The following is a 19667-nucleotide window of genomic DNA, read 5'->3' on the forward strand; positions in this document are numbered from 1 at the left end:
GGCCTGGGGCGACGTGGGAACGCTGGATGAAGCTGGCTGGAGGCGTCAGCAAACGCCGCACTTCTGGAACTCTTCCCGCAGCCGTGTCACGACATTTGCCAGGTCCATGGCTTCAAGCCGGTTCTTCTTCAAGAATGCTGCCCACTGTGCCTTCTTCGCCCCGTCATCAGAAAAGCTGTCGCTCAGTCCGACAGGAAGGCTGCTGGGCATCGCGAGCTTCCGGCGCTCGAACGTGGCCGCAATGGCGCGCTGCAGTTCGGTGGTGTCCAGCGCCCCCTCGGTCATCAGTACCCAGAGATCGAAGTAATCCTTCATCCGGGTGTTGGCCATGCCCAGGAGACAGACTGCATGGAACTTCTCAGCCACCACGGTGTACTTGGGGTAGCTGCGCAGTTGTGGTGCGGGCAGGTCATCGAGCAGGACTGGATAGCTGACGGTTTCCGGCGCTGGCGTCACTGCATCGCCAAATCCGATGTCCACCTGCAGGGTGATTCGCGCGCCATCCAGTGTCGCTCGCAGATCGATCCGCACGCCGCCGTAGCCGGCTTCCTTGCGGATGACAGTGCCTTGTACCGAGGCTGCATCGAAAGCGATCCCATCCTTCACCGTGATCTGGCAGATTTCTCGGAAGGCGCTCACCGCCGACTCCACGTCGTCAGGACCGAACCCCAACAGGTCGGCGTCGCGGGTGGGCCGATGCGGCTGGTCATACCAGAGCGAGAACAGCAGTGCGCCCTTGAGCAGGTAGTTTGGGGCATGCGGTGAGATGGACAACCGGTACAGCAGGCGCTCAAGGCCATAGTGAGTGAGCGTCAGGTTGAAGTCCTGCTTTCTGGCATTCGCATGCTGCTTCAAGCGGGCGCGGATCGAGGCGGCGATGTTGCGGCTCATGCGATGACGCTTTCGAGGTAGGGGCGCATCACATTGGAGACGCGATCGATCATGGCGTATTGCCAGAGCGCATCAACCGTCACCTTGCGCTGTATCCATCCATCGCGCAGCGCTTCCAGCGCGACGTCCAGGCCGATCTTGTTGCGAAACTTGAAGCAGTCGGCAATGGTTTTGGCCGCATTGAAGACCGGCACGCTGACACCATCGATCTGCACGGTTTCGACGCCTTCGGACAGCGCGGCGCCGGACATGCGGATGGCGCGCAGCGCGGGCTGGTCGAGCCTGGGCGTTGGCGAGTTGTGGGGAATCGCGATCCACACCTCAAACGGTGCTTGCGTGCCGATCCCGTGAACGCGGAGCGCCGATAGCAGGCAGACGATGCCTTGCGGCACGCGAAGGGCTACCTCCGCCAGCGAGCGGTGCTCGCTGAGTGCGCGTTCCGGCAGGCTGTAGACACCCCGGGCAACCCGCTCGAGCCTGCCTGTGGCTACCAGTCGGCTGAGCGCCATCGTCGGGAGGCCATGCTCTGCCAGATCGCGCGCTCGCAGCAGCGGCCGCTGTTCGGCCAGCGCCAGAACGGCTTGCTCGACTGTCGAGGCGGAGGATGCCATGCTGGAGTCTGTTGCATTTATTAGTCATTTGTCAATGAAGAGGGAGAAAATGCAACAAAACCGGCTTGGCTTCCACGAGTGCCGAGGATGAGATAATTGGGCAAGGTTGGTCGGGCGGGCCGTGGTTCGATGCCACTTTTGCCCTCACAACCGCTGGTCAGTTTGGTGTACCCAAGCGTGTACCCCCAGGAATAGCAATGTGAGGATGAATGAAGGTTGATGCGGCCCGTCGCGGTTCTTTCGATTCCGCCCCAGCCACCATATTCCGCAAGGCGCTACAACTTTCGAGGTTGTAGCGCCTTTTTGCTTTTGCGCTAGCAAATCGGCGTCATTGCGGCACCTGTTCGCGTAGCAGGGCGCCACGCAAGGAGTTGATCGTGCCGTCCGCGGCTTCGATGCGCCGCTGCAGTTCCTCATTGACGAGGCGGATCAACGCGCCGAGTTCGGAGCGGGTTGGATAGGGATAGACCTCTTCGCAATCATTCACCTGCTGTGGAAAGACAAGCTTCTCGAGGCATGCATATGCACAGTGCACGTCGCGAATGTTTTCGATGTCGTCGCCTGCTTGCAGCGCGAATGATTCGGGGTTGTGCTGAAGAGAGTGTGACGGTGGCGCTGCGTCGGGCGCCGCAGCGGGTTCTTCGACGGAATGAGGGAGCGTGCGCGTGAACGGGCGAGCGGATCTGGCCATGCGTGCCTGATACGGCGCAACAAGCAGCTCATCACCATATTGAATATGGCCGCTTGCCGGCGGCTATGGATCGATTGACCGGGCGTTGCTGCCTCGGTGCACGCGGTGGTCATGGTGGCCGCGGCGTTTGCGCTCGGTCTGGGCTTTCTCCAGCGTCTCCTGGCTTTTCTTGGCAGCCGCCTCGCAGCGCTCGTGCAGCGCAATCAACTCCCTGTCCGTGAGTTTCTCGATGCCGATGAAGTCATCCTCCGCGTTGGAGGAGCGGATCAGTTCGTCCAGCTTGGTCTGCAAGGCCACACCATCGCGGTTCTGGGTGTTCTGAATGAGGAAGACCATCAGGAAGGTGACGATGGTGGTGCCCGTGTTGATCACGAGTTGCCATGTCTCCGAAAAGCCGAAGAACGGCCCCGAAACCGCCCAGGCCACGACAACGGCCACACAGATCAGAAAGGCCGCCGGGCTGCCGGCCATGCGCGCGAAGGTGTTGGCGAAGGAGTCGAAGAGTCGTTCCATGGGCTTGTTCTCCAGTGCGGGGCGATGCTGGCACCGTTGCGCGCGCGGATACGTCAGCCGACGCCGTCTCTCGCGCCATCGCAATGCCCGTGGCGCTGTCGGCCAGAGGCGCCGGGGCAGGCCTCGCCGGGACAGGCGCTCGCTAGGCTACTCCAGCACCAGCTGCGTCTGCGTGACGACCGCGCACAGCTTGCCGTCGGCATTGGTGACCGAGGTTTGCCACACATGCGTCGTGCGTCCGCGATGCAGAGCCACGCAAGTGCCAGTGACGGTCGTGCCGAGGCGCGCGCCCGCGATGAACTTGGTGCTCGAATCTGTGGTCGTCGTGCGCTTGCCTTCGGGCAGGTTGGCGATGGTGCCGACCGCACCCAGCGTGTCGGCGAAGGCCATGTGGGCGCCGCCGTGCAGGATGCCGCCAGCGGTGCACAGGTCTTGCCGCACCTCCATCTGCGCGACCACTCGGTCGGGTGCGAGCTCGGTGAGCCGTACGCCCATCAGGCCCGGGAAGATCGTGTCCAGCAGTTTCTGGATTGCGGCGATGTCGTGCATGGATGTCTCCTTGGTTCTCGAGGAGGTTCCATACTAAATAAATGCCACGACCGCCGCGCGATGTTCGGTCAGGCCCTTCGCTTGAACATCGCGGAGGCCCCGCTGGCCTGCGCCACGTCCTCGGCCGACGCCTGCAGCACCGGTCCCAGTTCGAGCATGCGTTCCTCGGTCAGTCGCACCAGTGGCCCTGCGATGGTGATGACGCCGATCACCGCGCCGTTGCCGATGCGCACCGGCGCGGCCATGGCTGTCATTGCCGGCGCGAACACCTCGCTGATCATCGCGAAGCCGCGCTTGCGTGCCGCGCGCAGATACGCCAGCAGCGCTTTCACGGTGGTTGGCGCCTTCGGGCCGTAGTCCTCGGGCTTGCCGAAGCCCTGCTTGGCCACGAGTTGCAGCGCCTGCTCGTCCGTCATCGTCGACAGCCAGGCGTGGCCGGCGGAACTGCAGGAGAGGTTCACCGAAAGGCCCATGTCCGGGTCGTAGCGCAGGCCGCGCGTTGCGCCCTGCGCCTTGGCGACGAAGGTGAGCTCGTCGCCGTCGACCACCGCCAGCCGCACCAGTTCGCCCGATTCGGCGGCGAGCCGGTCGAGCAGCGGCTGCGCCACGTCGACGATGCCGCTGTTGCTGAGGAAGCTCAGGCCCAGCGACACCAGCTTGATCGTGAGCATGTAGTCGCCGTGGCTCTGGTCCTGCCGCACATAGCCGCAGCGGATGAGCTCGGTCAGCAGGCGGTGCGTGGCGCTCAGCGGCATTTCCAGCTCGGCCGACAGTGCCGACAGCGCGCGGCCTTCGGGGTGGCCGGCCAGGTGTTCGAGGACCTTGAAGCTGCGTTCGAGTATGGCTGTCATGACGTCACTCTAGCGCTTTTGCCAAGTGTTTTCACTAGTGGAAATATTTTCCAGTTCCGCCCTAAGATCGCGCCGCCCTTGCACCTTCACACAGTTGGAGATCACATCTTGAGAACGCTTCATCGCCAGCTGGCAGCGGCCGGCCTGACCCTCGCCCTGGCCATTCCCGCGTTCGCGCAGGGCGTGCAGGACCGTGTGATCCGCTTCGGCCACCTCAACAACGCCGACCACCCCGTGAGCTTCGGCGTGAAGCGTTTTGCCGAGCTGCTCGCGGCCAAGAGCGGCGGCAAGATGAAGGTGCAGGAGTTCCCGGCCTCGCAGCTGGGCAACGAGATGCAGCAGCAGTCGGCGCTGCAGGGCGGCGTGCAGCAGATGTCGGCACCGGCCACCACGTCGCTCGCGGGCATCGTCAAGGAGTTCGGCCTTGTCGACTTCCCGTTCGCGGTGGGCAGCTTCGCGCAGGCCGATGCGCTGCTCGACGGCCCGCTGGGCCAGGCGTTGATCGCGAAGCTGCCGGAGAAGGGGCTGGTGGCGCTGGGCTACTGGGACCTGGGCTTTCGCAACGTCACCAACAGCAAGCGGCCCATCACCAGGCATGAAGACCTCGAAGGCCTGAAGATCCGCGTCATTCCGAACCCCGTGTTCCTCGAAACCTTCAAGGCCTTCAAGGCCAACCCGGTGCCGATGCCTTTCGCCGAGCTGTACGGCGCGCTCGAGTCGAAGGCGGTCGATGGCCAGGAGAACCCGTACGCGGTGATCCTGTCGAACAAGTTCTACGAGGTGCAGAAGTTCGTGAGCGCCACGAACCATGTGTATGCGGCCAATATCGTGCTGGTCAGCAAGAAGTTCTGGGACTCGCTGAGCCCCGCCGAGCAGAAGATGATGCGCGAGGCCGCCGACGAAGCGCGCGGCTACCAGCGCCAGGTGAGCCGCGCCGCCGCGCAGCGCGCCGTAGGTGACTTGCAGGCCAAGGGTGCGCAGTTCAACGAGCTCGCGCCCGCCGAGCAGGCCCGCATGCGGCAGATTGCCAAGCCTGTCACCGAGCGTTTCGCCGCGAGCTATGACCCCGCCATCGTCAAGCTCTACACCGACGAACTCGCGCGCATCCGCAAGCAGTAAGACCTCCGACCGAAGGCGCCTCATGAAGATCCTCGTCCTGCACGGCCCCAATCTCAACCTGTTCGGCCGCCGCGAACCCCACATCTACGGCAAGACCACGCTGGCCGAAATCAATGCGCAGCTGCAGCAGCTCGCCACCGAACTCGGCGTGACGCTGGACATCCTCCAGTCGAACCACGAAGGCGACCTGATCGACTTTTTGCACACCCACATCGACGAGGCTCAGGGTGCGCTGGTCAACCCGGCCGGCCTGACGCAGCACGGTGTGCCGCTGCACGACGCGATCAAGGCCATGCCGTTCCCGATCATCGAGGTGCACATGTCCAACATCGCCGCGCGCGAGACATGGCGTGCGCATTCGATCATCTCGCCGGCCGTGAAGGGCACGGTCCAGGGCCTGGGTCCGCAGTCGTACCTGGCCGCGTTGCGCGCACTGGTCGAGATGCACAGGCTGGCCGCGCCGGCCTGAGCAGGGAACACGCCCATGAATCGATGGATCGACCGGTGCTGCGCCGGCATCGAAGCCCTGATCGCAGCCGCGCTTGCGGTCATGGTCGTGCTGGTCTTCGGCAACGTGGTGCTGCGCTACGGCTTCAATTCGGGCATTACCCTGTCCGAGGAAGTCTCGCGCTGGCTCTTCATCTGGATGACTTTTCTCGGTGCGGTCGTCGCGCTGAAGGAGCACGGCCACCTGGGCGTCGACATGGTGGTGCAGAAGCTGCCACCCATCGGCAAGAAGATCTGCCTCGCGGTGGGGCACGTGGTGATGCTCTACATCGTGTGGCTGCTGTTCCAGGGCAGCACGGCGCAGACGCGCATCAACTGGGACGTGACCGCGCCGGTCACCGGCGCCTCGATGGCGGTGGTGTACATGTCAGGCGTGGTGTTCTCGGTGCTGGCCGCGTTCATCCTCATGCTCGACCTGCTGCGCCTGCTCACCGGGCGCATTGCCGAGAGCGACCTGGTGATGGTGCAGGAGTCCGAAGAAGCGGTACAGCTGCAGCAGATCCTCGGTTCGCAAGACAGCGCTGCGCAAGGCGATGCACAACAGGGAGCACGCAAGTGACCATCGTCGTCTTCGTGGGCTCGCTGCTCCTGGCCATGGCGATGGGCATTCCCATCGCGTTCTCGCTGCTGGCCAGCGGTGTCGCGCTGATGTGGCACCTCGACCTGTTCGACGCGCAGATCCTCGCGCAGAACGTGATCGGCGGCGCTGACAGCTTTCCGCTGCTGGCCGTTCCGTTCTTCATGCTGGCCGGCGAGATCATGAACGTGGGCGGCCTCTCCAAGCGCATCGTCGACTTCGCGCTCGCGCTGGTCGGCCATGTGAAAGGCGGCCTTGGCTACGTGACCATCATGGCGGGTTGCCTGCTCTCCGCGCTCTCGGGGTCGGCCGTGGCCGACGCGGCCGCGCTGACGGCGCTGCTGCTGCCGATGATGGTCAAGGCGGGCCATGACAAGGCGCGCGCGGGCGGGCTCATCGCGGCCACCGGCGTGATCGGCCCGGTGATCCCGCCGAGCATCGGGCTCGTGATCTTCGGCGTGGCGGCCAACGTCTCGATCTCCAAGCTGTTTCTCGCGGCCATCGTGCCGGGCCTGTTGATCGGCGGCGCGCTGTGGATCACCTGGGCGTGGCTGGTGCGGCGCGAGAAGATCGTGCCTCCGCCTCGCAAGTCGGGCGCCGAAATCTTCACCGCGTTCCGCAAGGCGCTGTGGGCGCTGATGCTGCCGGTGATCATTCTCGTGGGCTTGCGCATGGGCGTGTTCACGCCGACCGAGGCGGCCGTGGTGGCCGCCGTCTATGCGCTTTTCGTGTCGACCGTCGTCTATCGCGAGCTGAGCTGGAAGGATCTCTACGCGGTGTTCGTGGGGGCGGCCAAGACCAGTGCCATCGTGATGTTCCTGATCGCCGCGGCCATGGTGAGCGCGTGGCTCATCACGGTGGCCGACCTGCCTTCGAAGGTGGTGGGGCTGCTGCAGCCCTTCATGGGTAATCAGATCCTGCTGATGATCGCGATCATGGTGCTCGTGATGATCGTGGGCACCGCGATGGACATGACGCCGACCATCCTGATCCTCACGCCCGTGCTGATGCCCATCGTGAAGGCTGCGGGCATCGACCCGGTCTACTTCGGCGTGCTCTTCATCATCAACAACTCGATCGGCCTGGTCACGCCGCCGGTGGGTACGGTCCTCAACGTGGTGGCCGGCGTCGGAAAGATCTCGATGGACGACGTCACGCGCGGCGTGGTGCCTTTCATGATCGCCGAGTTCGCCGTCATGTTCCTGATGGTGCTGTTCCCGTGGCTGGTGACGGGGCCGGCCAGGCTGTTCCACGGATAGACATATACATACAAGGAGACATTGCCATGAAGAAGCCTTCGATGCTGAAACTGCTGGTTGCCGCTGTCGCGTTGTTCGCCATGTGCGGCGCCGGTGCGCAGGTCAAGGAGCGAACGCTCAAGTTCGCGTTCCAGAACCAGACCGGCCATCCGCAGGCGCAGGGCGCGCAGAAGTTCGCCGACCTCGTGGCCGCCAAGTCGGGCGGCAAGATCACCGTCAAGCTGTTCGCGGGCGGCGCGCTCGGCGGCGATCTTCAGACCGTGTCGGCGCTGCAGGGCGGCACGGTCGAACTCACGGTGCTGAACGCGGGCATCCTCTCGGCGCAGGTCAAGGAGTTCGCGGCCTACGACTTTCCGTTCCTGTTCAACAGCGGCAAGGAGGCCGATGCGGTCACCGACGGACCCTTCGGCCAGAAGCTGATGGCCAGGCTGGAAGACAAGGGCCTGCACGGCCTGGGCTACTGGGACCTGGGCTTTCGCAACCTCACCAACAGCAAGCGGCCGATCGTGAAGGCGGACGACATCGCGGGGCTGAAGATCCGCGTGATCCAGTCGCCGATCTACATCGACCTGTTCGGTGCGCTGGGCGCGAACGCCACCCCGCTGCCGTTCCCCGAGCTGTATCCGGCCCTCGACCAGAAGGCGGTCGACGGGCAGGAGAACCCGAACACCACCATCCTGTCGTCCAAGTTCGCCGAGGTGCAGAAGTACATCACCCAGACCCGGCATATCTACAACCCGCAGGCGCTGTTGATCAGCAAGAAGACCTGGGACGGCATGAGCGCGGAAGAGAAAAAGATCATCACCGAGGCGTCGGCCGAATCGACCGCGTTCCAGCGCGAGGCCTCGCGCGGCGCCGCCGACAGCGCGCTCGACGCATTGAAGAAGGCGGGCATGACCGTGTCGGAGCTGCCGCCCGAAGAGATGGCGAAACTGCGCACGAAGGTGAAGCCGGTCATCGACAAGTACTCGGCCTCGGTCGGCGAGGCCACCGTGAAAGAGCTGATGGCCGAGATCGACAAGGTGCGCAAATAGGCGGGGGGCTCAGCCGGCCGTTGCGCGTCGCAGTGCCGCGCGCGCCAGCAGGCGTGTCGAGTCGAGTGTCGGAAGCGCCGAGTTGCCGTCGTTCAGCACCAATGGCAGTTCGGTGCAGCCTAGCGCCACGGCATCGCAGCCGCGCGCCTTCAGGCCGTCGATCATCTGCCGCAGCACTGCGGTGGATTCGGGCCGGACCACGCCGCGCACCAGTTCGTCCATGATGATGCGGCCGAGCATTGCACGCTCATCGGCATCAGGCCGCACGGCTTCCAGTCCGGCGGCTGACAGCGCCTGCGGGTAGACCTCGCTGTCGACCAGCCAGCGCGTGCCCAGAACGCCCACGCGGCGAAAGCCCCGCGACACCGCCTCTGCTGCAGTCACTTCGGCAATGTGGAGCCACGGCAGCGGCGACTGCGGCAGCACCCGATGCATCGCCTGGTGGATCGTGTTGTCGGGGCAGATCAGAAAATCAGCGCCAGCCGCCGCGAGCTTGCCCGCCGACGACAGCATCAGTTGCGCGACGCCGTCGATGTCGCCGCGATCGAGGCAGTCCACGTACGCGGCGAGCGAGTGCGTGTGCATTGAAACTTCGGGGTGCGCGTGGGCCTGGCCCATGTGCTGCGCGCCTTCGACGCACAGCGTGCGATAGCAGAGCGCAGCGCCTTCGGCCGAGCAGCCGACGATGCCAATGTGCAGTGGCATGGAAGAAATCTCCGAAAGAGAAACAGCAGGGCGAACGATGTTCTCACGGCCGTCGCGACACTGCCATGCCCGCATGGCGGTCGAGCCGTAGCGTCATCAGTGTCGCGATGGCCATCAGCAGGCCGACCACGTACCAGGCGTGATGGAAATCCGCGAGCTGCACCGCCGGCGCGCCGCGCAGCGCCTTCGACGCGCCGAGCACCATCGCGCCCAGCGCCACGCCGAGCGCGAGCGAAACCTGCTGCAGCATCGTGCCAAGCGTGCTCGCGCCGGCACGCGATTCGTCGGGCACGTCGGCAAAGGCCAGCGTGTTGATGGCCGTGAAGTTCATCGAGCGCGCCATGCCCGCGATGAAGAGCAGCACGCACACCCACGGCAACGGATCGCCCGGCGACAGCAGCCCGCAGCCGAACAGCGTGGCGGCGCAGATCGCACCGTTCACCGTCAGCACATTGCGAAAGCCGAAGCGCCGCAGCACCGCCGTGGTGGCGCTCTTCATCACGAGGTTGCCGCCCATGTACACCAGCAGCATCGAGCCCGCCTGGAACGCGTTCATGCCGAAGCCGATCTGGAACATCAGCGGCAGCAAAAAGGGAGAGGCGTTGATCGCGATGCGCGAGACGAAGCCGGCCGTCGCGGTGGCGAGCGCATAGGTCGGCACCGCCAGCGCGCGCAGGTCGAGCAGGGGCGCCGTCGTGCGTCGCGCATGGCGCACCGCGGCGGCTGCGGCCACGGCGCCGGCTGCCAGCAGGCCGAGGGTGGCGGCCGAGCCCGGCTGCTGCCCGCCCAGGCGCGTGAGGCCTTCGACGAGCGCGGCCAGCGCAACGGCGGTGAGCACGAAGCCGACTGCGTCGAAGCGCGTCGGGGCCACGTCGGTGCGGCGGGGGAACAGCCGCATGATCAGCCATAGGCCCACGAGGCCCAGCGGCACGTTCAGCAGGAAGATCCAGCGCCACGAGGCATGCGTCGCGATGAGCCCGCCCAGCGGCGGGCCGATCACCGGCGCGATGAGCCCCGGCCAGGTGATGGTGCCGATGGCCTCGATCAGCCGGTGCTTCGGCGTCTCGCGCAACACCACGAGCCGCCCTACCGGCGACATGAAAGCCGCCGCCGCGCCCTGCAGCACGCGCGCCGCAACGAACACCTCGAAGGTGGGCGCCAGCCCACAGGCGAGCGAGGCCACGGTGAAGGTGCCGACCGCCAGCGCGAACACCCGCCGCGCCCCGAAGCGACCGGCGCACCAGCCCGCCGCCGGCACCAGCGCCGCCATCGCGATCAGGTAGACCGTGACGCCCAGGCTCGCGTCCAGCGCGCCCATGCCGAAGCCGGCTCCGATGGCCGGCAGTGCGGTAACGATGATGGTGGCGTCCAGCGTCTCCATGAAGAAGGCGGCCGCCACCGTGAGTGCGATGCGCTTGGAGGCGCTGTCCGTGGCCGCTGCCGGCTGGGCGTTGTCGTTCATGCGGCAAGTCTGACATCGTTGAATGAGGGCTAGGGTTTTCCCCGAGGCGTTGATCCGGTGGATCGGACGGGCGTTGCCCGCGCCATCCGGATCGTCGGCGGGCCGCGGTTCGCGTGCGCACCAAAAGGCTCATCAAATCAAGGACTTAGCGCGCGTCTCGCCTCGTGTGGCCCGTGGCATGTCGATTGCTCAACCACGGGGCCGGCCGCGCGCCCCGCTGCGGAGCCTGGCCACGAAATTGGAGACAACCCGATGAGCCACCCCGTGGAACACACCACCGCACCCAAGCCCTTCTACAAATCCCTGTATTTCCAGGTCATCACGGCCATCGTGCTCGGGGTGTTGCTGGGGCATTTCTATCCTGACACCGGCGCTTCGATGAAGCCGCTGGGCGACGGCTTCATCAAGCTGATCAAGATGATCATCGCGCCGATCATCTTCTGCACGGTGGTGGTGGGCATCGCCGGCATGGAAGACATGAAGAAGGTCGGCAAGACCGGCGGCCTGGCGCTGCTGTACTTCGAGGTCGTCAGCAGCGTCGCGCTGGTGGTGGGCCTGGTCATCATCAACATCGTGAAGCCCGGCGCGGGCATGAACGTCGACGTGAGCCAGCTCGACACCAAGAGCATCGCGGCCTACACCGGCCCGGGCAAGATGCAGAGCACCACCGACTTCCTGCTCAACATCATCCCGAACACGGTGGTCGATGCCTTCGCCAAGGGCGAGATCCTGCAGGTGCTGCTGATCGCGGTGATGTTCGGTTTCGCGCTGCACAAGTTCGGTGGCCGCGGCACGCTGGTGTTCGACGTGATCGAGAAGGGCTCGCACGTGCTCTTCGTGATCGTCGGCTACATCATGAAGGTCGCGCCCATCGGCGCCTTCGGCGCCATGGCCTTCACCATCGGCAAGTACGGCGTGAGCTCGCTGCTGCAGCTGGGCCAACTGATGGCCACCTTCTACGCCACCTGCCTGTTCTTCATCTTCGTGGTGCTGGGGCTCATAGCAAGGTTCCACGGCTTCAGCATCTGGAAGTTCATCAAGTACATCAAGGAAGAGCTGCTGATCGTGTTGGGCACCTCGTCGAGCGAGTCGGTGCTGCCGCGCATGATGGCCAAGCTGGAGAACCTGGGCGCGAAGAAGTCGGTGGTCGGGCTGGTGGTACCCACGGGCTACTCGTTCAACCTCGACGGCACCTCGATCTACCTGACGATGGCGGCCGTGTTCATCGCGCAGGCGACCAACACCGACATGTCGCTGACGCAGCAGCTCACGCTGCTGGCCGTGCTGCTGCTCACTTCGAAGGGCGCGGCGGGCGTCACGGGCAGCGGCTTCATCGTGCTGGCGGCCACGCTGTCGGCGGTGGGCCATGTGCCGGTGGCGGGGCTTGCACTGATCCTGGGCATCGACCGCTTCATGTCGGAAGCCCGTGCGCTCACCAACCTGATCGGCAACGGCGTTGCCACCATCGTGGTCGCCAAGTGGACCGGCGATCTCGACACCGTGCGCATGCACCAGCACCTGGACCAGGAAAGCACAGCGGAAGCCGACGAGCCCGAGCGCGTGCTCGACGCAACCGAAGCGCACATGCCCGCCAGCCCGGCACGGCAGGCCTGATCCCTTCCTTTCCGGCCCCCAGCAGGGGGCCATCGGGCTGCCACCGATGCGGACGGCCCGGCCTTGTGCAATAACGCTCCCATGATTTCAAGGGAGCCGGCCCGGCGTTTCGATGGACCTTCCGACAATGCCAGAGGATGGCGCGGCCTGCCGCGCTGGTGCGGCGCACTGGCCCTGGTGGCCGTGGCCGCCTTCGCCGGCCACCAGATCGCCATGCAGGCCGGGCTGGCGCGCCTGCGCGAGGCGGCCGAGCACCGGCTCGACATGCTCGCGACCGGGCTCGACGCCGACCTGGCCCGCTTCGACTACCTCCCCGCACTGCTTGAGATGACGCCCGTCGTGCCGGCGCTGCTCGGCACGCCGGCCGACGCTCGCCTGCGCGACGTGGTCAACCGCTACCTCGATGGCGTCAACGCTACGGCCGGCGCCGAGATGCTCTATGTGCTCGACGCCGCCGGCACCTCGCTGGCCGCATCCGACTGGGACAAGCCCGGCACCACCGTCGGCCAGGACCTGTCGTTCCGGCCCTACGTGATCGATGCGCTGGGGCAGGGCAGGGGCCGCTTCTACGGCGTGGGCATCACCAGCAAGCGGCCGGGCTACTACCTTTCGTATGCGCTGCGCCGCGGCCAGTCCGCGCGCGGCGTGGTGGCCGTGAAGATCAACCTCGAAGAGACCGAGCGCGCCTGGCGCAAGCTGCCCGGCGACGTGGCGCTGATCGACCAGCGTGGCGTGGTCATCCTTTCCACGCGCGACAACCTGAAGTTCCGCCCGCTGCTGCCGCTCGATGCGCTGCAGCGCGCCGAGGTGCTGCGCTCGCGCCCCTACGGCGAGGCCACCCTGCAGCCGCTGCAGTGGACACAAAAGGAGGCGCTCGATCGCGACGTGCAGGTGATCTCGCTCGACGGCGTGGACCAGCTTGCCTCGGCCCGCACCCTGCGTGGCGCGCCGTGGCAGCTGGTGGTGCTCGACGACCTGGCACCGCTGCGCGTGGCGGCGCGCAATGCGGCCATTACTGCCAGCCTCGCGATGGCGGTGCTGCTGCTAGTGGCCGTCGCGCTGTGGCAGCGCCGCCGCGCGGTACGCCAGAAGCTGGCCAACCAGGCGGCGCTGCAGGCGGCGCACGACACGCTCGAATCGACCGTGGTGGCGCGCACCGCGCAGCTGCGCGCCGCACAGGGCGAGCTGGTGCATGCCGGCAAGATGGCCGCGCTGGGCCAGATGTCGGCCGGCGTGGTGCACGAACTCAACCAGCCGCTCACGGCCATGCGCACGCTGTCTGAAAGCGCCACCATCCTGCTCGACAAGAGCCGCCTGGACGACGTGCGCGGCAACCTTGAGCGCATCCGCGGCATGGTCGACCGGCTTGCGCGCCTGACCTCGCAGCTGCGAACCTTCGCCTACAAGGGCGAGCTGCCGCTGGCGCCAGTGCAGCTGTCGCATGCCATCGCCGACGCGCAGGTGATCGTCGCCGAGGCCTCGAAGAAGCAACGCGTGACCATCGAGGTCGACGTGCAACCCCCGGCGCTGAGCGTCATGGCGGAAGACGCAGCCCTGGGCAGCGTGCTCGCGAACCTGATGCGCAACGCCATCGACGCCATGCAGGACGCGCCGGTCCGCACGCTGCGCCTTGAGGCGCGGCCGAAGGAGGGGCGCGTGCTCCTGTCGGTGACAGACACCGGCTCGGGCATTCGCCCCGACATCCTGCCGCGCCTGTTTGAACCCTTCGTCACCGGCAAAGCCGCGGGCTCGGGGCTGGGCCTGGGGCTCGTGATCTCGGCACAATTGGTGCGGTCCATGGATGGCTCGCTGCGCGCGGCCAACCTGGACAGCGGCGGGGCATGCTTCGTCATCGACCTGCCTGCCGCCATTGCCGTGATCCACACCCCGCCTGTCCCATCCCATTCCCCCCTTTCCATTGCACAACAGGAGTGACCCCCAAGTGAGCGAAGCCCCTGCCATCCGGGTGCTGCTGGTCGAGGACGACGAAGACGTCCGCATCAGCACGACCCAGGTGCTGACCCTGGCCGGTTTCGAGGTCGAATCCTTCGCGAGCGCCGAGCGCGCGCGGCCGCACATCGGCTTTGGCGTGCCGGCCGTCGTCATCAGCGACGTACGCCTGCCGGGCCTGAGCGGCACCGAGTGGCTGCCCGAGCTGCGCAACGTCGATGCCGAACTGCCCGTGATCCTGGTCACCGGCCACGGCCACATCGCAATGGCCGTGCAGGCCATGCGCGAGGGCGCCTACGACTTCATCGAAAAGCCTTTCAGCTCCGAACGGCTGGTGGCCATCGTGCGCCATGCCATCGAGCGCCGGCAGCTCAGCCTGCAGGTGCGCGCGCTGCGCGACGCGCTGGAGAACTGGCAGGGCATCCAGTCGGTGCTGATCGGCCGTTCGGCGCAGATGCAGCAAGTGCGCCAGACCGTGAAGACGCTGGCCGAGACTTCAGCCGACGTGCTGGTGTACGGCGAGACCGGCACCGGCAAGGAGCTGGTCGCGCGCTGCCTGCACGACCACAGCGCGCGCCGCCGGCAGCATTTCGTGCCGCTCAATTGCGGCGGCCTGCCCGAGTCGCTGGCCGAGAGCGAGCTGTTCGGCCACGAGGCCGGCGCCTTCACCGGCGCCAGTCGCATGCGCGTGGGCAAGTTCGAATACGCCAGCGGCGGCACGCTGTTCCTCGACGAGATCGAGAGCATGCCGATGGCGGTGCAGATCAAGCTGCTGCGCGCGCTGCAGGAGCGAAGCATCGAGCGCATCGGCTCCAACAAGACCATTCCATTCGACTGCCGCGTGGTGGCCGCGAGCAAGGACGACCTGAAGGCCATGAGCGACCAGCAGAAGTTCAGGGCCGACCTGTACTACCGCCTGGGCGTGGCCTTCATCGAGCTGCCGCCGCTGCGTGAGCGGCGCGAAGATATTCCACTGCTGTTCGAACACTTCACCCTGCAGGCCGCAAGCCGCTACGAGCGCCCCGCGCCGTTGCTGAGCAATGCGCAGCTGGCCGACCTGATGGCCTACGCCTGGCCCGGCAACGTGCGCGAGCTGCGCAACGTGGCCGACCGCTTCGTGCTGGGCCTGCTCGGCGAGCGCCTGACGCAGACGCGCGGCGGCAACAGCGCCGAAGGCGTGCCCGCCTTGCCGCGCGGGTTGCCTCAGCAGGTGGAATCGTTCGAACGCGCGGTGATCGTCGAGGAACTGCGCCGCCAGCACGGCGACCAGCCGGCCACGGCCGCCGCGCTGGGCATTGCGCGCCAGACACTGCACGACAAGGTGCGCAAGCTGGGCGTGACGGTGGACGAGTTCAAGTAAGCAGCTCGCGTCTTATGCCTGGAACTGGTAGCCGGTGCCCCTGACCGCGTGCAGCGGCAGCGACATGCCCGCCGCAAGCGCCTTGCGCCGCAGGCGGCTGACCACCGCATCCACGCGCTGCAGATCGAAGTTCTCGAGGTCGCCGCCGAGCGCGATCGCGAGCTGCGAGCGGTCGACGGGCTTGTTGCGCTGCTTGAAGAGGCAGGCCACGATGGCCCGCTCCGACATGGTGAGGCGAAGCGCCCGCCCGTCGGGGTCGCAGAGGATCCAGTCGCCTTCCTTGAGCGTCCAGCGCCCCGTGCCGCGCGGGGCGGCCGGTGGTTGGGCCCGGTCGGCGCTGCTCTTCGATGCCTTGATGCGCCTGTAGACGCCCTCGAGCGTGGCCGCAAGCTCCTCGGCATGCACCGGCTTCACGAAATAGGCGTCGGCGCCGCCGCGCAAGCCGCGAACGCGGTCGTTGAGCTCGCCGCGCGCGGTAGCGAACACGATGCCGACGTTGCTGGCGGAACGCAGGTGCTGGGCAATCGAAAATCCGTTCTCGTCCGGCAGTTCGACGTCGATGACGACGATGTCGCAGCGGCTGACGGCATAGGCCCGGTAGAACTCGGAGGCCGTCGAGAATCCCGAGGCTACGAAGCCCAGCTGGTTGAGGCTGTAGACAAGCGCTTCCTGAAGGTCTTCTTCGTCTTCGATCAGATAGACGACTATTTTTTTATCGGTGTCGGGTCTTGTAGTCATGGTGCGCCTCTCGTCGGTTTTTCAGAATCGAGAGTGCTGGGCGTCGAAGGTAAGCCGGATATATCAATAGCATGAAAGCAAAACCCTGTCTTGTTCTTTTTCTCGCGGTATTGCTTTGGCTGTTTTCTCAGAGCGCGGAGGCTCTTGTTCTGCAGGAAAGCAAAGGCAAGGAGGGGCCGATTTCATTGGCTGGGGAAGCGGAAATATTCCGGGATGCATCCGGGAATATCACCATCGAAGACATCTTATCGGCAGGTAGTGACATAAAGTTTATACCCAGGGATGTCCGCTATCTCCAGAAGCACTCGGATGACGTTTTCTGGATCCGTTTTTCATTGCAGCAAGAGCCTGGTGCAGCGTCCGACTGGGTCGTGCAGATATTTCCGACCTGGGTCGACGATGTGAGGGTGTACAGCCAGGATCCGGCTGGAAAAATATCCCTGCATCAATTGGGAGACAGGCATCCATTTGCGAGCCGGGCCATACAGACCAGCGTGCTGGCTTTTCCGGTGGCCCTGGATTCTTCGCCCAGAACCTATTACCTGCGAATAAAAACGCATGGGCCGACCGTTTTCGATCTGAATGCCTGGCAGAAATCGACCCTCGAAAAATCGGAAATCAACCGGACGATATTCTTTTCCGCGTTTGCGGGAGCGATCTGCGTCATGGTCTTCATGAACCTGATTTTCTGGGCGTGGCTGCGAAGCAGCATCTATCCGATCTACGCGCTGTTCCTGGTGGCCATGCTGGTCGCAATTGTGGCCATGCAGGGGTATTCGAGCTCGCTGTTCTTCCCCGATGACCCGCTGCGCGCCGACCGCTTTGTCGATGTGACGTCGTGCGCGCTGATGTCGATTGCGGCCGTGTTCGCGTGCCGGTTCTTCAACTATGGCCAGTACTCGGTCTGGGCGGCGCGGTTCGTGTACCTGGCAGCGGCCGCCTTCGCCGCGATGATTCCGTTTTCCCTCTGGTGGGGCATCGGCAACATCATCCAGTCGGCGGTGTATCTCGAAATAGTCGTTGCGCTTTTCAACCTTGCATTCGTCGTGTGGATCGTTGTCGGCCGAGGCGCCCGCCAGTACCTCCTTGCGGCGGTGGTCTTCGGCGTGGTGGATCTGTCGTGGATTTTCTTCTCGCTGGTGCTCCTGGGCTACGTGCAGGTGGACCAATCGTTCATTCTGGAAACCCTGATCCCGTTCTCGCAGCTGGCGAACCTTGCGTTGCTCAACTTCGCGGTGGCCAGCCGTTCCAGGCAGGCGGAGCTGAAGCTGAGAGCCCAGCGCAAGCGCGCCTTCGATTCGATGAAGGTCGCCAAGCAGGCGCTGGAGGAGAGAGTCCGGCAGCGCGAGTTCGTGGCCATCGTCTCGCACGAGTTCCGCACGCCGCTGGCCATCGTCGACGCGGTGGCGCAGGCGCTGGAGCTGTCTCCGTCCGGGCAGGACGACCGCGTGAAGCGCAGTGTCGGGAAGATCCGCAAGGCGATTCGCCGGCTCGCCGCGCTGATCGAGAACATCCTGTTGGACGACGCATTGGAGGTCGGCTCGAGGCCCGTCGCCCGGAGCTTCGATCTCTGGGACGTGATCGAGAACATCCGCAGCATCGGGCTGCCTGAGGACAACGCCCGATTGAGTATCAGCGCGGCACAGGGCCGGGCGATATGCAGGGGAGACCAGACGCGAGTTGAAATGGCAATCCGGAATCTGGTTCGGAACGCCTTGAAATACTCGCCGGCGGATTCGGCGGTCGACGTTCGGTGCGATGCGGGCGCGGGCTCCTTCAGCGTGACCGTTTCGAACAAGGGAGCGCCGATTCTGGAGTCCGAAAGAAGCAGCCTGTTCGAACGCTATTTCAGAGGAGCCGGATCTGCCCACGTGCCCGGCTCGGGGCTTGGGCTGCACATTTCACGCACCATCGCCCTCCAGCACGGTGGCGACGTCACGCTGGTTGCCAGCGACGGCGAAGGCACAGTGTTTCGCCTGGCATTGCCGTTGGACCTCGGGCATCAAGACCAGGAAGCGCCCGATGCGGCAAGTTTCGAGGCGCCCGCGCTGAAAGTGTGAAGTTTTCGATGCGAAAAAGAAAACGTTTTCATTGCCTCGGATAGGCATTTATTGCCAGTTTCCGTCATTAACAAGTGGCAAACGAGGCCGCGCATGTGCATCTTTTTCGGGTGCCAAGCTGAAAGCGCGATTTCCTGCGTGGTATGAGGCGAAAGTTCGCATTTTTTAAGCTTCCTAGCTTGCTAACGCCGGTCATTAACTGTCTTTAATCGTCATTGTCTAATGTGATTGTGAGCCGATACATTCCGCTGCCCAAAAGGTCATAGCGGAGTGCGGCGAGACGCCTCTCCGCAACATTCATCGTTGAACGGAGAGGTTGGAATGATTTCGTCAGAGTCCTGCGCTCACGGCTTGCGCCTGCAAGCATGCGAGTGGAGCGCGGTCGGTGCAATCGCGAGGGCCAGGGTGCCCAATGCCCTCGGCCTATCCCCGGAAGAAACGTTCTTGCTCATGGAGGTGCTCCATGGTGCAAACGGCAGTTGATCTGCTCGCGCAGCAACATCAATCGACTGCGCCGCCCCTTGCCACATTCGATCTGCTGGGCAACTTCGCGAATGCGCTGCATGCGGGCCAGCGCTTCGGGCTGGTGCTTCTGACCTTCCCTTCGGGGGCCGACATCCATTGGTTGCAGGCCATTCGCGGCCTGACCGACGCACCAGTGCTGTTTGCGACCAATGCAGACGGCGCAGATGCATTGCAGCGCATCAGCGGTCAATTTCCCGGTGAAAAGAATTTCGATTTTGTTCTTCCTCCATTCAATCTGGAGGAAATCAAATCGAAGGCGCAGCGCTTGCTGAATCGGGCCGCCCTTGCTGCTCCGAGGACGGCAGGAAATGAGCTCCTGGTTTATCGGGGCTACCGCTTTCAGATTGGCGAACGCAAGGTTTTCCATGAAGGGCATGAATTGCGCCTGCAGCCCCGCGAGTACGACCTCGCCCTCGAATTGTTCCGTAACCGGGATTGCCTGATGAGCAGGGAGCGGTTGCATACCCTTCTGTGGCGGGACATAGTCAATTTGCGCTCTCGTGCACTGGATGTGTGTGTTTTCAAGATTCGCAGGAAATTGAATCTGGAGCCGGTAAATGGGTTGATGCTGCGATCTGTATTCGGGCAAGGATACAAATTGCAGACGGTGACGTCGTCGGCAGGCTAATTAATTAAATCTAATATCAGGGA

General features: G+C 64.7%; 19 protein-coding genes. 10 read left to right on the forward strand and 9 right to left on the reverse strand.

What is annotated here, in order from left to right; translation table 11 throughout:
* Positions 1 to 45: 45 nt before the first annotated feature.
* The 6 genes from ACSFCA_RS31190 to ACSFCA_RS31215 all read right to left on the reverse strand — a co-directional run bounded on the left by ACSFCA_RS31190 (position 46) and on the right by ACSFCA_RS31215 (position 4106).
* Positions 46 to 891: a nucleotidyl transferase AbiEii/AbiGii toxin family protein gene (locus tag ACSFCA_RS31190; protein WP_435462208.1), complete on the reverse strand. Its 846-nt coding sequence runs from the start codon at positions 889 to 891 to the stop codon at positions 46 to 48.
* Positions 888 to 1502, reverse strand: a complete 615-nt coding sequence (locus tag ACSFCA_RS31195) for a type IV toxin-antitoxin system AbiEi family antitoxin domain-containing protein (protein WP_435462209.1) — start codon at positions 1500 to 1502, stop codon at positions 888 to 890. The genes ACSFCA_RS31190 and ACSFCA_RS31195 overlap by 4 nt, the downstream gene beginning before the upstream one ends.
* Positions 1503 to 1830: 328 nt before the next feature.
* A complete protein-coding gene (locus tag ACSFCA_RS31200; RefSeq protein WP_435462210.1) occupies positions 1831 to 2193 on the reverse strand; it encodes a hypothetical protein in 363 nt (120 codons plus the stop codon).
* Positions 2194 to 2256: 63 nt separating this feature from the next.
* Entirely contained in the window at positions 2257 to 2706 is a 450-nt protein-coding gene (locus tag ACSFCA_RS31205) for a low affinity iron permease family protein (RefSeq protein WP_435462211.1), read from the reverse strand.
* A 147-nt stretch (positions 2707 to 2853) separates the two neighbouring features.
* Positions 2854 to 3255 (reverse strand): PaaI family thioesterase, encoded by a 402-nt coding sequence (locus tag ACSFCA_RS31210; RefSeq protein WP_435462212.1) that lies wholly within the window; start codon positions 3253 to 3255, stop codon positions 2854 to 2856.
* 68 nt (positions 3256 to 3323) lie between these two features.
* Complete coding sequence (locus ACSFCA_RS31215; RefSeq protein ID WP_435462213.1) at positions 3324 to 4106, reverse strand: IclR family transcriptional regulator; 783 nt, start codon at positions 4104 to 4106, stop codon at positions 3324 to 3326.
* Positions 4107 to 4214: 108 nt separating this feature from the next.
* On the opposite strand from ACSFCA_RS31215, the gene ACSFCA_RS31220 reads away from it, so the two are divergent.
* From ACSFCA_RS31220 to ACSFCA_RS31240, 5 genes are read left to right on the forward strand one after another with little or no spacing between them, the layout of a single operon-like run.
* Positions 4215 to 5225 carry a TRAP transporter substrate-binding protein gene (locus ACSFCA_RS31220; RefSeq protein WP_258351441.1) on the forward strand — a complete coding sequence of 337 codons (1011 nt, stop codon included), beginning with the start codon at positions 4215 to 4217 and terminating at the stop codon, positions 5223 to 5225.
* A 22-nt stretch (positions 5226 to 5247) separates the two neighbouring features.
* On the forward strand, positions 5248 to 5694 hold the full coding sequence (locus ACSFCA_RS31225) for a type II 3-dehydroquinate dehydratase (RefSeq protein ID WP_435462214.1): 447 nt from the start codon (positions 5248 to 5250) through the stop codon (positions 5692 to 5694).
* A 15-nt stretch (positions 5695 to 5709) separates the two neighbouring features.
* Positions 5710 to 6291: a TRAP transporter small permease gene (locus ACSFCA_RS31230; protein ID WP_258351439.1), complete on the forward strand. Its 582-nt coding sequence runs from the start codon at positions 5710 to 5712 to the stop codon at positions 6289 to 6291.
* Positions 6288 to 7568, forward strand: a complete 1281-nt coding sequence (locus ACSFCA_RS31235; RefSeq protein WP_435462215.1) for a TRAP transporter large permease — start codon at positions 6288 to 6290, stop codon at positions 7566 to 7568. Before ACSFCA_RS31230 ends, ACSFCA_RS31235 begins: the two co-directional genes overlap by 4 nt.
* 26 nt (positions 7569 to 7594) lie before the next feature.
* Positions 7595 to 8602: a TRAP transporter substrate-binding protein gene (locus tag ACSFCA_RS31240; RefSeq protein WP_258351438.1), complete on the forward strand. Its 1008-nt coding sequence runs from the start codon at positions 7595 to 7597 to the stop codon at positions 8600 to 8602.
* A 9-nt stretch (positions 8603 to 8611) separates the two neighbouring features.
* Here ACSFCA_RS31240 and ACSFCA_RS31245 read toward each other — a convergent pair whose 3' ends face one another.
* Both ACSFCA_RS31245 and ACSFCA_RS31250 read right to left on the reverse strand, forming a co-directional pair.
* Entirely contained in the window at positions 8612 to 9307 is a 696-nt protein-coding gene (locus ACSFCA_RS31245) for an aspartate/glutamate racemase family protein (protein WP_435462216.1), read from the reverse strand.
* 43 nt (positions 9308 to 9350) lie between these two features.
* On the reverse strand, positions 9351 to 10769 hold the full coding sequence (locus ACSFCA_RS31250) for an MFS transporter (RefSeq protein WP_258351436.1): 1419 nt from the start codon (positions 10767 to 10769) through the stop codon (positions 9351 to 9353).
* A gap of 252 nt (positions 10770 to 11021) precedes the next feature.
* Between ACSFCA_RS31250 and ACSFCA_RS31255 the strand changes: the two genes are divergently transcribed.
* From ACSFCA_RS31255 to ACSFCA_RS31265, 3 genes are all read left to right on the forward strand, one after another.
* Entirely contained in the window at positions 11022 to 12383 is a 1362-nt protein-coding gene (locus ACSFCA_RS31255) for a dicarboxylate/amino acid:cation symporter (RefSeq protein WP_435462217.1), read from the forward strand.
* An 81-nt stretch (positions 12384 to 12464) separates the two neighbouring features.
* The gene (locus ACSFCA_RS31260) at positions 12465 to 14318 is read left to right on the forward strand and encodes a sensor histidine kinase (RefSeq protein ID WP_435462218.1); all 1854 of its coding nucleotides are present in this window, start codon (positions 12465 to 12467) and stop codon (positions 14316 to 14318) included.
* A 7-nt stretch (positions 14319 to 14325) separates the two neighbouring features.
* Positions 14326 to 15693, forward strand: a complete 1368-nt coding sequence (locus tag ACSFCA_RS31265; protein ID WP_093079292.1) for a sigma-54-dependent transcriptional regulator — start codon at positions 14326 to 14328, stop codon at positions 15691 to 15693.
* A gap of 12 nt (positions 15694 to 15705) precedes the next feature.
* On the opposite strand, the gene ACSFCA_RS31270 is transcribed toward ACSFCA_RS31265, so the two are convergent.
* The gene (locus ACSFCA_RS31270; protein WP_435462219.1) at positions 15706 to 16431 is read right to left on the reverse strand and encodes a response regulator transcription factor; all 726 of its coding nucleotides are present in this window, start codon (positions 16429 to 16431) and stop codon (positions 15706 to 15708) included.
* A gap of 71 nt (positions 16432 to 16502) precedes the next feature.
* Here ACSFCA_RS31270 and ACSFCA_RS31275 point away from each other — a divergent pair, with 71 nt between their 5' ends.
* Entirely contained in the window at positions 16503 to 18491 is a 1989-nt protein-coding gene (locus ACSFCA_RS31275) for a sensor histidine kinase (RefSeq protein WP_435462220.1), read from the forward strand.
* Positions 18492 to 18954: 463 nt separating this feature from the next.
* Positions 18955 to 19644, forward strand: a complete 690-nt coding sequence (locus tag ACSFCA_RS31280) for a winged helix-turn-helix domain-containing protein (protein ID WP_435462221.1) — start codon at positions 18955 to 18957, stop codon at positions 19642 to 19644.
* Positions 19645 to 19667 lie beyond the last annotated feature (23 nt).

The organism is Variovorax multivorans (assembly GCF_051216835.1).
Taxonomy (GTDB): domain Bacteria; phylum Pseudomonadota; class Gammaproteobacteria; order Burkholderiales; family Burkholderiaceae_C; genus Variovorax.